Genomic DNA, 13350 nt, shown 5'->3' on the forward strand with positions numbered 1-13350 from the left:
CGCCCATCACGATGTTTCCTTCGGAGCGTCGACGATGAACTCGATCACGGTGGGTCCGTCGGCGGCAAGCGCTCGCGAAACGGCGTCGGGGAGGTGCTCCAGGTCGGCGATGCATTCGCCGTGTCCACCAAAGGCGCGGCCGAGGGCGGCGAAGTCAATGCCGCGGATGTCGACGGCCAAGGGAGGGATGCCGCGGGCATGCATCTCCTCGCGGATCTCGGCGTACCCATGGTTGTTCATGATGATGATGGGGATGGGGAGGCCGTGCTCGGCGGCGGTTGCCAACTCCTGGATGCTGAACAGTGACCCACCGTCCCCGGCGAGTGCGCACACCGTGCGCTGAGGGAACGCGACTTTGGCTCCGATGGCTGCCGGGATGGCGTAGCCGAGCGTTGCGTAGCCGGTGGGGTGGAGGAAGCAGCGCGGACTGTCCATCGGCCAGAACGGCACGGTGCCGGAGTAGGACACCTGGGCGCTGTCGCCTGCCACGATCGCGTCAGCCGGTAGGCAGGCACGGAGGATCTCCTGAACGCGCCGCCACGGTTCCCCCACGGTCAGAGCCGCTTCTTGTGCCAGCGCCCGCAGAGCGGTGGCACGAGCGGCCCCTGGTTCCCGGTGCTTTGACGGTTCATCCGCGAACTTGCCGAGCAGAGAGGCCAGCTCCGTAAGTACTTGGCGTGCGGGGCCGTGGACAGTGATTCCGGCTGCAACATTCTTGTGCAATTGGCAGATGTCGATGTCGACCCGGACGACTGTGCCACGAGGGGCGAGAACGGTGCCGGCGGTGTCCACTTCTGCCAACTCGCTGCCCACCACGAGGAGTACGTCGGCGGCTTCTACGGCCTCCTGCACAGGCGCCTGACTGAGCGTCGCGCCGACCGACAGCGGGTGGCTCTCCGGTACCACTCCTTTACCGTTCACGGTCGTGATCACAGGAGAGTCGAGCAATTCGGCGAGTCGGGTCGCCTCCTCGGCGGCGTCGCATGCCCCGCCGCCGAGGAGGAGGAGTGGCGCGGTCGCCGTACGCAGTGCGTCGGTTGCGGCCGACAGGCTATCGGCAACCGGCAGCTGACCGGCGACGTTTGGCAGTCGGCGATCGGGGCCCGAAGTCCACGGAGCTTCAAGCACGTCGACGGGGACTTCCAGGTGCACTGGGCGTGGACGTTCCACCCGCCAGCGGGCAAAGGCCTGATGGATGGCATCGACGGCTTCGTCCGGGGTGGAGACCCGGATACTGCGCGCCAAGAGGGCATCCATGTGGGCCCGTTGGTCCTTGACTTCGTGCAGCCAGCCCACGTCGGCTCGCTCCCGTCCGACCGGTGCGGCCGGGGATACCACCAGCATCGGGATGGAGTCGGCATAGGCGGTGGCAGCGGCTGTCGAGATGTTGGTCAGTCCCGGGCCGGAGGTGGTGATGCACACACCGGCGCGGCCGGTCACTCGCGCATAGGCGTCCGCGGCATAGCCCGCTCCCTGTTCGTGACGGGGTGCAATGTGTCGAACCCCCGATGTGGCGAGGTGGCGGTAGAGCTCGAGGTTGTGAGTACCGGGGATACCGAAGACGGTGTCGACACCGTTCTGTCGCAGAGCTTGGACGGCGGCCGCGGCGCCATTCAGGGGATGAGTCATGAACTTCCCGTCGGATGTGGCGAGTTGGAGGAGCCCAAGAAGGTGCGGCTCAGGTACAGACCGATCGGTCTCTAGTTTCACGGAAAGTAGTAGCTATTTGGTGCGACTGTCAACGCCACGACATTGGCTCGGCCTCTCGGGGGTTGGAGTCGCCTTCGATTGCAATTCGGCGCTGGCTAGGGCTCGTTCGAACCGGAGGTCTCGATGACGAGAGCGTGGCGTGCGGCTGGCGCCTGTCGTGCGTGAGGGGGGTTGCTGAGCCTTCCTGCTGCAGTTAATGTCTCATCAACAGACCAACCGGTCGGACTGAAGGGTCGGGTCGGCCGGTTGGTCAGCCTGGAAGACACCTTGGAGCCGGCGCACTTACTGAGAAGAAGTTCGTCACGGAGCGGTGGCCGCTGAAGTCGGCTGTCCAGCCGCGCGGGCCGGGACACCGATCATCCGACATCTCGTGAGGCCTGCGTGACAGGCACTGGAAGGGGATTTCGCGCAATGCGATTCGATCTGTTCCACGTCCTAGCGAACCGAGGCAACAAGCGTTCCTGGGACGAGTTGCTCGACGAAACCCGGGCGCGCGCGGAGATGGGCGACGAGCTCGGGTTCGACGGGTTCTGGATGGGCGAGCACCACTTCGACCGTGAGGGTGCCGACCAACTGCCCAATCCGATCATGATGGCGGCGGACCTTGCCGCACGAACCACTGACATCCGATTCGGTATGTGCGCTGTCGGAATGCCGCTGTGGCATCCGATCCGCCTGGCCGAGGACCTCTCGATGCTGGACCACTTCAGCAAGGGCCGTGTGGACGTGGCGTTCAGCCGTGGCATCCTGCGCGGTGAGATCGTCAACCTCAACCCCGAGGCCGACCGCTCCAACGAGGAAAAGAGTCGCGCGATCTTCCAGGAGCACCTGGACATCGTGAAGTCGGCTCTGACCGATGACCCCTTCAGTTGGAAGGGCGAGCGGTACCAGATCCCGCAGCCGGAGCTGACCTGGAACTCTCCCGCGTACAAGGACTATCACGGTCCCGATGGCTATATGACGGGGCTCGTGGTGCTGCCGCACTCGGTCCAGTCGCCCATCCCCATGTACGCCGTCTCTCAGCAAGAGGCGGGCTGGAGGCTGGCGGCTCACCAGGGACTTGGTGTCATCACATCGCACCCGGCCGGTAAGAAGCTGCGCGGTCTCAACGAGGCCTACCTCGAGGAGTGCGAAAAGGTCGGTAGGCCGGCACACGTCGGATCGATGGCGCCGGCGGTGCGTGAGTTCTGTATCGCCGAGACTGATGCCGAGGCGCGGGAGATGATGGAGGAGTTCGTCACCGCGCGGTTCGACCTCATCCGACGCGTGCGGGGTCTCGGCGCCTGGCTCGACATCGACGAGGACCCCGAGGACAAGAAGCTGCAGGCGATGAACGGCTTCGACCTGATGATGGAGCGCGACTACCTCTTCATCGGTTCGCCGGACTCCGTGACGGAGAGGATGATCCGCCTGGCCAGGGAAGAGAACTTCGGCCACTTCATCCTGCAGCAGGGCAACGGGGCGACCGACAAGGTCGAGCGCAGCCTGAGGCTCATGGCCGAGGAAGTCATCCCACGCGTCAAGGCCGCGGTTGAGCAGGAGGGTGCAGCCTGATGAGGGGGACTCCGGAGATTCGGCCCACCGAGTTCGTCCTCGGTCCGAAGGCCGACCACGAGATGATGGCCAAGTACGGCCTGGGCGGCGCTGCCAAGGTGGGCAATGCGATGTTCGCCGGCGGCATGGCGATCAACCTTGAGGGGCTGAGTCGGGTTCCAGAGGCGGTCACCATCGCCGACGAGACGCGTCTCTGCTTCGAACGTGTCGGCGGCATCCTCGGCCAGGCGGGCGGGCGACTGGAAGACATCGTGAAGATCACGGCCTATGTATCCGACCAGGAGTACACGACCGAGATGTGGCGCACTGTCGACGAAATTCTTCCGGCCCGGCCGAAGCGCATCACCCTTGGCGCCGGCATTGCCGGTGACTGCCGAGTCGAGTTCGAGGTCATGGCGGTACTGGAGAACGGAGAAGCTTCGTGAAGCAACTCATACGCCCCAATGACTCAGGACCGTCGGGCGGCGCCATCACCGACTCCTTCGTCTTCACGGCTGCTTCTGCCATCGACCCGACGACCATGCGTCGCGTGCCCGAGGCAGTCACCGTGCATGACGAAGTGCGGGTGTGTCTAAAGCGCGTCGAGAAGACACTGGCCGAGGATGGCTTGTCCCTGAAGGACCTCACGAAGCTGACCGCCTGGGTCGGTGAGGAAGCGTTCCGGCTCGACTTCGCCTTTGCCTACCGAGACCTGCTCGCCCCTGGCCCCTACCCGTCGCGCGCGCTCTTCGCCATTGGCCTGCCGGGCGACTGCCGGGTGCAGCTCGATGTGATCGCAGCTCGTCACCCTGTCAACACGCGGACCACACAGCTGACCGCGGGCCTGGCGGGGCGTGAGACGGGCTTCTCCGCAGGTGTCACTCTTGGCGACCTCGTGTATGCCGATGCCTCGGCGCTTGATCACCCTGGACTCGAGCGTGTATCGGGCACCGACTCGATCGGCGAGGAGACAAGGGTCTGCCTTGGCCGAATCCGGGTCACGCTCGAGGAGGCGGGCTACGGACTGTCGGACATTGTGAAGGCCAACTGCTACCTGACCGACGACTCCTATCGCCAAGAGTTCTGGCAGACGTTCGACGAGATGCTGGCCCCTGGTCCGTACCCTGTACGGCTCACTCAGGTCGGCGGACTGGCGGGCGACGCGCGCGTACTCATCGACATCGTCGCCGCGCGTTGAGGAGCCTCGACACCGCACCTCGGTGAGTCCGCCTCGACCTGACAGCACGGAGACTGCGCCCGTCGCATGGACGCCACTGCGTCAACGGGCCCACGACACATGCCCCGATACATCGAGAGAGAGCAGGCCACGGTGGAGTTCGGCATAGGTTTTTACCCGACACACGATTCGATCCATCCGGCAACGCTCGCGCGGATGGTCGAGGAGCGAGCCCACAACACCTCCCTCTTCCTCGCCGAGCACTCGCATGTGCCGGCGGTGGCATACGAGGAGCGCGAGGTACCGCGTCGCCTGAGTCACCTGTACGACCCATTCGTCGCCCTCACGGCAGCCGTAAGCGCCACCTCGCGGCTACGGGTCGGCACTGGCATCTGTCTGGTCGCCGAGCGGGACCCGATCACGACCGCGAAGCAGGTCGCCTCCCTCGACCATTTGTCCGGTGGACGCTTCGAGTTCGGAATCGGATCGGGTTGGCTGCGGCCTGCCATGGTCAACCACGGGATCGACCCCCGTACGCGGCTGCGTCGGATGGGGGAGTACGTCGGCGCGATGAAGGAGATCTGGACGCAGGAAGAGGCGAGCTTCGATGGGGAGTTCGTCCAATTCGAGCGCATCCGCGCCTGGCCGAAGCCCGTTCAACGGCCAAACCCGCCAATTTACGTGGGCGGCGATGGCCCGACGGTTTTCGACCGCGTCCTCGGGTACGCCGATGGCTGGCTGCCCAACTTTGCGCGTGATCCGCGCGAGGGCCAGGAGATCCTTGACCGGGTTGAGCAACTCCGGGCGCGCGCCGACCGCTCTGTCGACGTCGTGGTCGTGAGCGTGCCGCCGGATCCCTCTGTGCTCGAGCGGCTCGCCAAGGGGGGCGTTCGTCGAGCGGTCCACTGGCTCCCTGCGACTGGCCCGGCCGGCGTGGAGCGAGAGCTGGACCGATGGGAGGCCGCTGTTACCGAGATGACCGGCGAGGCCGAGACGGTCCACAAGTCCACTGCGGAAACCATGGGTGAGCGCATGGAGTTGGCAGCTTCTTGACCGCCCGGGGCACGCTCATCCCGTATTCCACCGTCGTCCGAGGAAGGACGCATCACTATGTCCGCATTGCCTGCCCCAGTCCACGCCGACTTGTTCATCAACGGCGAGTTCGTGAAGTCCGCCGGGAAGGAGCGCAAGACCGCCGTCAGTCCAGCGACCGGCGAGGAGGTCGGAAGCTTCCCCTTGGGCACGCGCGCCGACGTGGACCGGGCTGTCGCCGCCGCCCGTGACGCGTTCAAAGAGTGGGGGGCGCTCACCGTTTTCGACCGTTGTCGCTACCTCGAGAAACTCATTACCGAGATTTCAGAGCGCCGGGAGCAGCTGGGCCAACTTCTGGCCATCGAGCAGGGAAAGCCCTACGAGCTCGAAGCGCTCTCCGAGATCGACGGGACGATCGAGAACTTTCGGGTGACGATCGAGACGGCGAAACACCTCGAAGGCTCCATGCCGCAACTTGCCGCTTCCGACCGCCGGGCCTATGTCTACAGGGTCCCGCGTGGCGTGGTGGCGACGATTCAACCCTGGAACTTCCCGCTGGGCACGGCTTCCGCGCAGATCGCCCCTGCCCTCGCCACTGGCAATACCGTGGTGGCTCTCCCAGCGCCCTCGACGACGTTGATCGAGTACGAGTGGGCCAAGTGCTTTGAGGCCGCAGGCTTCCCGCCTGGGGTCTTCAACCTCATCACCGGCCACGGGATGGTGGTCGGTGACGCGATGACCGGCCACCCCGATGTTCAGGCCGTCGCCTTCACCGGATCGGTTGCCACCGGGCAGGTGGTCCAAGCCCGAGCGGCCGGAAAGGCTCAGCTCATCGAGCTCGGCGGCAACGGCCCGATGGTCGTCATGGACGACGCCGACTTGGGACTCGCAGTGCCGGCCGTACTGCAGTCCTGTTTCGGTGCGGCCGGCCAGTCCTGCTTGGCGGGCAGCCGCATCCTGGTACACGACGCCGTCTACGACGAATTCGCCAGCCGGCTCACCGAAGCGGTGAAGGAGCAGGTACGTCTCGGTCGGCCCTTCGACGAAGAGACGACGATGGGACCGCTCAACAACGCGCCACTGGCTGCGAGGGTCGACCGTCACATTCAGTCGGCCGTCGATGCCGGTGCGGTCGCGACGATCGGCGGTAGCCGTGCCTCTGGCTTCCCGACCGACCTCTACTTCGAGCCCACCGTGCTGACCGGCGTGCAGGAAGAGATGTCGGTTGCGGTGGAGGAGACGTTCGGGCCCATTGCTCCACTGGAGCGGATCTCCTCGGCTGAGCAGGCACTTGAGAAGTTGGCCCGCTCGCCGTATGGGCTCTCAGCTTCCATCTACACCCGGGACATCGGAGCCGGTATCCGCTTTGCGGAGCGGGCGGCGTCAGGCACCGTCCACGTCAACGCCCGAGGCGGCGAGGTGGAGGGCCACTTGCCCGTCGGAGGGGCGGCTGGCAAGCAGAGTGGCATCGGCCGAGTGCAGGGGCGCTACCCGATGGAGGAGATCTTCACCGAACTCAAGCTCGTCGTCGTGAACTTCGGCTGAGTCAATGCCCGAGGGGATGACGACAGACCGGCACTGCAGCAGTCGTCTGCCCTTCGCGGTATGGGTGGCGGTTCTGGTGGTGCTGGTGTCCAATACTCAGCTGTCGCTGGTGACGCCGCTGATCCCGCACTACGTTGATCGATTCGGCATCTCGCCCGCCGCGGCCGGCGTTTTCGTGGCGCTGCACCCGGTTGCGTCGATCCTGGCCTCGGTGCCGGCCGGGTTGGTCGTCTTGAGGGTCGGATCTCGTACCACAGTTCTGGTGGCGGCTCTGTTGGCTGCGGCCGCGAGTATTGGGCTTGGCGTCAGCGCGAATGCCGCGCAGCTGTTCGCGGCCCGCTTCGTGAACGGGGTTGTGGGTGCGGGTATTTGGGCTGCGGCGTTCGCCTGGCTGGTCGAGGTCGCACCGCGCAGTCATCGCGGCCGCGCTCTCAGCCTGGGTATGGGCGCCTCTGCTGTCGGCGGAATGATCGGTCCGGTCATCGGGGCGGCGGCAGAGGCGACCAGTATCATCGGTGCGTTCGCCGCCATCGCCGTACTCTTCGTGATACTCGGCCTGCTGGTGCGTCGTCAGCCGAGCTCCGGCTCGGGGAAGCAAGTCCTTGCACCAGCGCTTTTCGCGGCGATGACCCGGCCGGCCATCTTGCCTGCAGCCGTGCTCGTCTCCGTTGCCGGCGTTGCCTTCGGCACTGTGACGGTGGTGGCACCACTCGCGCTGGCCCGCTTCGGCGCCGGGGCCGCTTTCATCGGTGCGACTTTCGTCTGTGCGGCGCTGGCGGAGACGCTGATCTCTCGCTTCGCCGGTGAGGTTTCGGACAGGTACGGGTACGCGATGCCGATCAGAATCGGACTGTTACTCAGTGCTGTCATTGCCTCATTGATCGTGCTCCCGGATCGGCCTCTGGTTTTCGCAGCCTTCGTAGTCGCGCTGATGAGTGTGGTCTATGTGTTCCTCGTGCCCAGCTTCGCCCTCTTCGCGGTGGTCGGCGACCGAGTTGGTCTCGGCCAGGGCGTGGCATTCGGGCTCACCAACATCACGTGGGCGTCGGGCTACGTGGTCGGCGCCTTGCTGGGTGGTGTCGCAGGCACCCTGGGTGTGGCACTTCCCGGCCTGGTCATCGCATTCCTGATGACGCTTCTGCTGTTTGTGCTCCGTCCTGCCAGGCTGCGGGCCGAGTAAGGCCGTCGGCCTACTGCTCTGCGGCTCATCGACCGTAAGTACTGACTGGTCCGTTCGCCTCGACTCATATGCAGCGGCGCGTCCGAGTCGCTCCGAGGAAGTACTGAAGGATGAGGAAGGTCCCATGTCCGTTCGAATTCCATGGCGCGTAGGCGCCGCCGTCGCGTCCTTCGTGATGGCGGCCTCTGGGTGCACCATCTCGACCGCTGACGAGAAGGCCAGCACGCCCGGAGACGACTCCGACATTGCACTGCCGGCCGATATCGCCAAAGCCGGTACCTTCGACGTCGCGGCGTTCTACAACTATCCGCCGTACACGGAAGTCAAGGACGGACAGCTCAGTGGGATCGAATACGACCTCATCAACGCTGTCGCCGACGAACTGGGCGTGAAGGCCCGCTTTCACAACCTTGCCTTCGAGGCGATGATCCCGTCGATCGTCAACAAGCGCAACGACGTGATGATCGGGGCGCTGGCGGACACCCCGGACCGCCGCGACGAGGTGAGCTTCGTCGACGTGTTCAGCGCGGATCTGGGCGTCATAGTCAAGGCCGGGAATCCCAAAGGCGTGACAGCGGAGCTCTGCGGCCACACTTCGATCGACGCTGCGGGCAACTACCAACAGCACGTGGTCAAGAAGATGTCCAAGGAGTGCGTGGCGGATGGCAAGAAGCCAATCAAGCAGATTGTGATCTCCGATCCCGGCGCTGCCTTCTTGGGCGTGGTGAACGGCCGCGCCGACTTCACGCTCCAAGCCCCAGGGGTCGCCGTGTACACCGCGAAGACCAACGCCGGTGTGGACCTGCTCAAGGAGCGGGTCACACCAAGGCCGAAGCAGGTCAACGGCTGGATCGTCGCGAAGAACAACACCGAACTCCAGCACGCGTTTGGCAAGGCAATCAACAACCTCATCCAGGACGGCACCTGGCAGAAGCTGATGGCCAAGTACGGCCTCGACAAGAGCGCGCTGAAACAGTCCCTGATCAATGGCAAGCCAGTGGAGTGAGTGAGATGGCCAACTATCTGATCAACAACGACACCACGGCTTCGCAGCCGGCGTTTGAGCTGGACCTCGTACCCCGACGCCACCCATGGCGCTGGGTCGGTGCCGCCGCTGTCGCCGTCTTCCTCGTGAGCGTCGTGTGGATCCTGGCCACCGCGCCCGCCATGCGATGGGACGTCGTGGGCCACTACCTGTTCGACGCCGACGTCTTGAGGGGCGTGCGCAACACCCTCTTGATGACCGTGCTGGCCATGGTGATCGGCATGGCGCTCGGTACTCTGGTTGCGGTCATGCGGCTCTCCGTCAACCCGGTACTCATCGCCATGGCCTCGCTCTACCAGTGGTTCTTCCGCGGTACGCCGACGCTGGTACAGCTCATCTTCTGGTTCAACCTTGCCTCGATCTTCCCGCACTTCCGGATGACAGTGCTGGGCGTCGACGTCATCGACGTCGGGACCAACGACGTGATGACCCCACTCCTCGCGTCCCTGTTGGGACTTGGGCTCAACTTCGCGGCGTACTACTCCGAGGTGATCCGGGCCGGCATCCTCTCGGTCGACGACGGCCAGACCGACGCCGCCCAGGCCTACGGCCTCACTCGAGTCCAGACACTCCGTCACATCATCCTGCCGCAAGCGATGCGGGTGATTATCCCGCCGACCGGCAATGAGTTGATCGGCATGCTCAAATGGACCTCGCTCGCCAGCGTGGTGGCCTACTCCGAACTGCTCCACAGCGTTCAGGACGTCTACAACCGCACCTATGAGGTCATCCCGCTGCTGACGGTCGCTGCGATCTGGTATCTCGCACTCACGACAGTGCTCACGATCGGCCAGCGGTTCCTGGAGAAACGGTTCAACCGAGGGTCGCAACGTGCGCATGAGCAGTCGTCGCTCAGCAAGAAGCTCAGGGCTCTTCGTGGAAGGCAGGTGACGGCATGAGCACCCCTATGGTGTCTGCCCGGTCAGTCCGCAAGCACTACGGGAGCCTCCGCGTGCTGGAGGACATCACCCTCGACGTTCAGCGCGGGGAGGTGATCGGGCTGCTCGGCCCTTCGGGCGCTGGGAAGAGCACGTTCCTCAAGTGCGTCAACCACCTGGAACGCATCAACGGCGGCACCCTTTCCGTTGACGGTGAAGTGGTCGGATATCGCCAACATGGTGGTCGTTACCTCGAGATGAGCGACCGTGAGGTCGGGCGCCAGCGCGCTGCGGTGGGGATGGTCTTCCAACACTTCAACCTCTTTCCCCATATGACAGCTCTCGACAATGTCGCCTTCGCGCCCATCGCCGTGCACAGGGTCCCGAAGAAGGAGGCGAGGGAGCGTGCGGCCCGGCTTCTTGAGCGCGTCGGTCTGGGGGCGATGACGGGCAAGTACCCGCGTCAACTGTCCGGTGGTCAGCAGCAACGGGTCGCCATAGCCCGGGCATTGGCGATCGACCCTAAGCTGATCCTCTTTGATGAGCCGACCAGTGCGCTGGACCCGGAACTGGTGGGCGAAGTCCTCGAGGTCATCCGCGGTGTAGCCGCCGAAGGCATGACGATGATGATTGTTACCCACGAGGTCAAGTTCGCTCGCGATGTCGCCGACACCGTTGTCTTCATGGACGGTGGTGTGATCGTCGAGCAGGGCCCGCCCCAGCAGGTGCTGGAGAAGCCGACACATGAACGCACCGCCACGTTCCTGGAGCGCGTGCTCTGACCGAACCTGCGATATGACGCCAGCTTGCGCGGACTGCGACATGGCGGAACAGAAGAACGGCATAGGAGGCCTGATGAAACTCGCGACTTGGCGCTGGGGTAACCCTGAGGGAGCCCCGTTGATCTGCGTTCACGGCGTCGGCGGCTACCACGGCAACTTTGAGCGGGTGGCCAAGGAGCGGTGGGGCGAACACTTTGACATATGGTCGGTCGACCTGCGTGGTCACGGCGACTCGGGCTACGAGCCGCCGTGGACCAACTCGACGTACGTCGACGACCTGCTCGAGACTGTCGATGCGCTGGGCATTGAGCAGGCTCACTGGGTGGGTCACTCCTTCGGTGGCCGCCTGGTACTCGAACTGATTGCGCGGAATCCCGAGCGTGTGGCCCGCGCCGCTGTCACGGAGCCGGTGATCCAGATCAGCCCTGAACTGGCCATGCACCGGGCTGAGCAGGAGCGACTTGGCGGTGTCTGGGACTCGCTCGAAGCGTTCGCCGCCAGCCGTGAGAACACCGGAGACGTAGACCCCAAGAAGTACTTGGCAGATCTCGGCGACCACTTCATCACCACTGAGGACGGCCGTGTTCGACGACGGACGAATCAGGCCGCGATCGTAGCGATCTTCAGTGAGTTCGCACAGCCGGCCCCGCCCCCGGACACGATCACCGTACCGACGCTACTGCTGTACTCGCCTGAGTTCGGGATGGTGACCCCCGAACACATTGCGGCCTACGAACCGCATGTTGAGCGCGTCGTGCCGGTGCCAGGAATGCATGCCGTATTCACGACAGCCTACGAGGAGACCACGACTGCCATCGAGCAGTTCTTGCTCGACCGGACGCCTCACGTGACTGCGTGAGACCCGATGCTGATCGTCACAACAGGAGGGTGGAGCGACGATGAACCAAATGCGCACGTTTGACTACGTCGTGGTCGGTGGTGGCACCGCCGGCTGTGTGGTGGCGACCCGGCTGAGTGAGGAGCCCGATGTCTCGGTGCTCCTGCTCGAGGCTGGCGGCGACGAACGTCGCCCCGATGTCGAGAACCCGGGCGCGTGGTCCAACTTGCTGGGCACAGAGGCCGACTGGAACTACGAGACTGTGTTCCAGAACGGCCCCGGCCGTGTCCTTCCGGCCGCTCGTGGCCGGATCCTTGGTGGCTCCGGATCGATCAACTGCATGACCCACTTGCGAGGCCACGCCTTCGACTACGAGGAGTGGGCTGCTCAGGGAGCCACGGGCTGGGACTACAACGGCGTTCTGCCGTATCACAAGCGCTCAGAGGACGTGCCCGACGGGGACCCTCGCTATCGTGGGGTCGGCGGGCCTCTCCACCCACGCCGATCTGGCAGGCCGCACCCACTCGCCCAGGCATACGTGGAGGGCGCGGTGGCGCTGGGGCACAACCGTGTCACGGACTTCAACGCGGCCGACATGGTCGGCGCGGGTGTCACGGACTCCCTCATCTGGCAGGGCAGACGTGAGAGCACAGCTACGGCATACCTGCGTCCGGCGATGGGACGGCCCAACCTGACTGTCATCAGTGGCGCCACTGTGCGCCGGCTGGTCATACAGGAGGGCCGCTGCACCGGCCTCGACTATCTGGGGGAGAGCGGCCCGGAAACAGTCTCCGCCGGCGAAGTGGTCCTCACCAGCGGCGCGGTCGGCACGCCACACCTGTTGATGCTCTCCGGCGTCGGCCCAGCCGCAGACCTGGCGGCCGTCGGCATCGAGGTGATGCACGATGCCCCGCAGGTGGGGGCCAACTTGCAGGACCACATCATGCTTACGGGCATCCGCTATCGCGCGGACAAGAAGCTGGTGTCGACCGGCATGGACGGCTCGACGCTACTCGCTCGTATCAACCCCGGTGCGCACGGTCCTGATCTGCACTTGTCGGCTATGAACTTCGATTACCACATGCCTTGGCAACAGCCGGCTCCCAACAGCATGACCTTTGGTATCGGGCACATGCGACCACGCAGTCGCGGCAGCGTGCGCATCGTGTCGTCGGACCCGACGGTGCAGCCTGCCATCGACCCGGCATATGTGGCCGACCCGTGGGATGTCGATCAGCTCATCAGGGGCATCGAGACAGTCGATCAGATCGTCTCGACTGGCGCTCTCGGCGAGTGGGGCGGCTTCTCCGAGACTGCGGAACTGCTCAAGCTCGATCGAGCCGCCCTGGAAGCGGAGGTTCGCGACGCAGTGACCAGCTACTTCCACCTGAGCAGTACCTGCCGGATGGGTACGGACGAAGGGGCCGTCGTCGACCCGGAGCTGCGGGTCCGCGGCATCAACGGACTTCGCGTCGCGGATGCCTCGATACAACCCACCGCTGTCTCGTGCAATACCAACGCGGCAGCAGTGATGATCGGGGAGAAGGCGGCCGACCTGATACGTGGCCGTTCGCTGCGGTCCGATATCGAGCTCCCGGCGGTTGGGGCCGCCGGCATCCCTGCCTGAATT

General features: G+C 64.9%; 12 protein-coding genes. 11 read left to right on the top strand and 1 reads right to left on the bottom strand.

Features of this window, described 5'->3' with window-relative positions:
* Positions 1-6: 6 nt before the first annotated feature.
* Positions 7-1629, bottom strand: a complete 1623-nt coding sequence (locus tag ACP4E5_RS43575) for a 5-guanidino-2-oxopentanoate decarboxylase (protein WP_425839985.1) — start codon at positions 1627-1629, stop codon at positions 7-9.
* 462 nt (positions 1630-2091) lie between these two features.
* Here ACP4E5_RS43575 and ACP4E5_RS43580 point away from each other — a divergent pair, with 462 nt between their 5' ends.
* The 11 genes from ACP4E5_RS43580 to ACP4E5_RS43630 all read left to right on the top strand — a co-directional run bounded on the left by ACP4E5_RS43580 (position 2092) and on the right by ACP4E5_RS43630 (position 13347).
* Positions 2092-3264 carry an LLM class flavin-dependent oxidoreductase gene (locus ACP4E5_RS43580; protein WP_425839988.1) on the top strand — a complete coding sequence of 391 codons (1173 nt, stop codon included), beginning with the start codon at positions 2092-2094 and terminating at the stop codon, positions 3262-3264.
* Entirely contained in the window at positions 3264-3689 is a 426-nt protein-coding gene (locus ACP4E5_RS43585) for a RidA family protein (protein WP_425839990.1), read from the top strand. The genes ACP4E5_RS43580 and ACP4E5_RS43585 overlap by 1 nt, the downstream gene beginning before the upstream one ends.
* Entirely contained in the window at positions 3686-4441 is a 756-nt protein-coding gene (locus ACP4E5_RS43590) for a RidA family protein (RefSeq protein ID WP_425839993.1), read from the top strand. The genes ACP4E5_RS43585 and ACP4E5_RS43590 overlap by 4 nt, the downstream gene beginning before the upstream one ends.
* A 99-nt stretch (positions 4442-4540) precedes the next feature.
* Positions 4541-5473: a TIGR03619 family F420-dependent LLM class oxidoreductase gene (locus tag ACP4E5_RS43595; protein ID WP_425839996.1), complete on the top strand. Its 933-nt coding sequence runs from the start codon at positions 4541-4543 to the stop codon at positions 5471-5473.
* A 57-nt stretch (positions 5474-5530) separates the two neighbouring features.
* Complete coding sequence (locus ACP4E5_RS43600; RefSeq protein ID WP_425839999.1) at positions 5531-6997, top strand: aldehyde dehydrogenase family protein; 1467 nt, start codon at positions 5531-5533, stop codon at positions 6995-6997.
* A 4-nt stretch (positions 6998-7001) separates the two neighbouring features.
* Positions 7002-8177 (top strand): MFS transporter, encoded by a 1176-nt coding sequence (locus ACP4E5_RS43605; protein ID WP_425840002.1) that lies wholly within the window; start codon positions 7002-7004, stop codon positions 8175-8177.
* A gap of 124 nt (positions 8178-8301) precedes the next feature.
* Complete coding sequence (locus ACP4E5_RS43610) at positions 8302-9183, top strand: transporter substrate-binding domain-containing protein (RefSeq protein WP_425840005.1); 882 nt, start codon at positions 8302-8304, stop codon at positions 9181-9183.
* 5 nt (positions 9184-9188) lie between these two features.
* Positions 9189-10121, top strand: coding sequence for an amino acid ABC transporter permease (locus tag ACP4E5_RS43615; protein ID WP_425840007.1), 933 nt, complete (start codon positions 9189-9191; stop codon positions 10119-10121).
* Positions 10118-10882 carry an amino acid ABC transporter ATP-binding protein gene (locus ACP4E5_RS43620; RefSeq protein WP_425840010.1) on the top strand — a complete coding sequence of 255 codons (765 nt, stop codon included), beginning with the start codon at positions 10118-10120 and terminating at the stop codon, positions 10880-10882. The genes ACP4E5_RS43615 and ACP4E5_RS43620 overlap by 4 nt, the downstream gene beginning before the upstream one ends.
* Before the next feature lie 40 nt (positions 10883-10922).
* Positions 10923-11741: an alpha/beta fold hydrolase gene (locus tag ACP4E5_RS43625; protein ID WP_425840012.1), complete on the top strand. Its 819-nt coding sequence runs from the start codon at positions 10923-10925 to the stop codon at positions 11739-11741.
* A 49-nt stretch (positions 11742-11790) separates the two neighbouring features.
* Positions 11791-13347 (top strand): GMC family oxidoreductase, encoded by a 1557-nt coding sequence (locus ACP4E5_RS43630; protein ID WP_425840015.1) that lies wholly within the window; start codon positions 11791-11793, stop codon positions 13345-13347.
* Positions 13348-13350: the final 3 nt, after the last annotated feature.

This window comes from Streptomyces fractus, assembly GCF_049844455.1.
GTDB classification, from domain to species: domain Bacteria; phylum Actinomycetota; class Actinomycetes; order Streptomycetales; family Streptomycetaceae; genus Streptomyces; species Streptomyces fractus.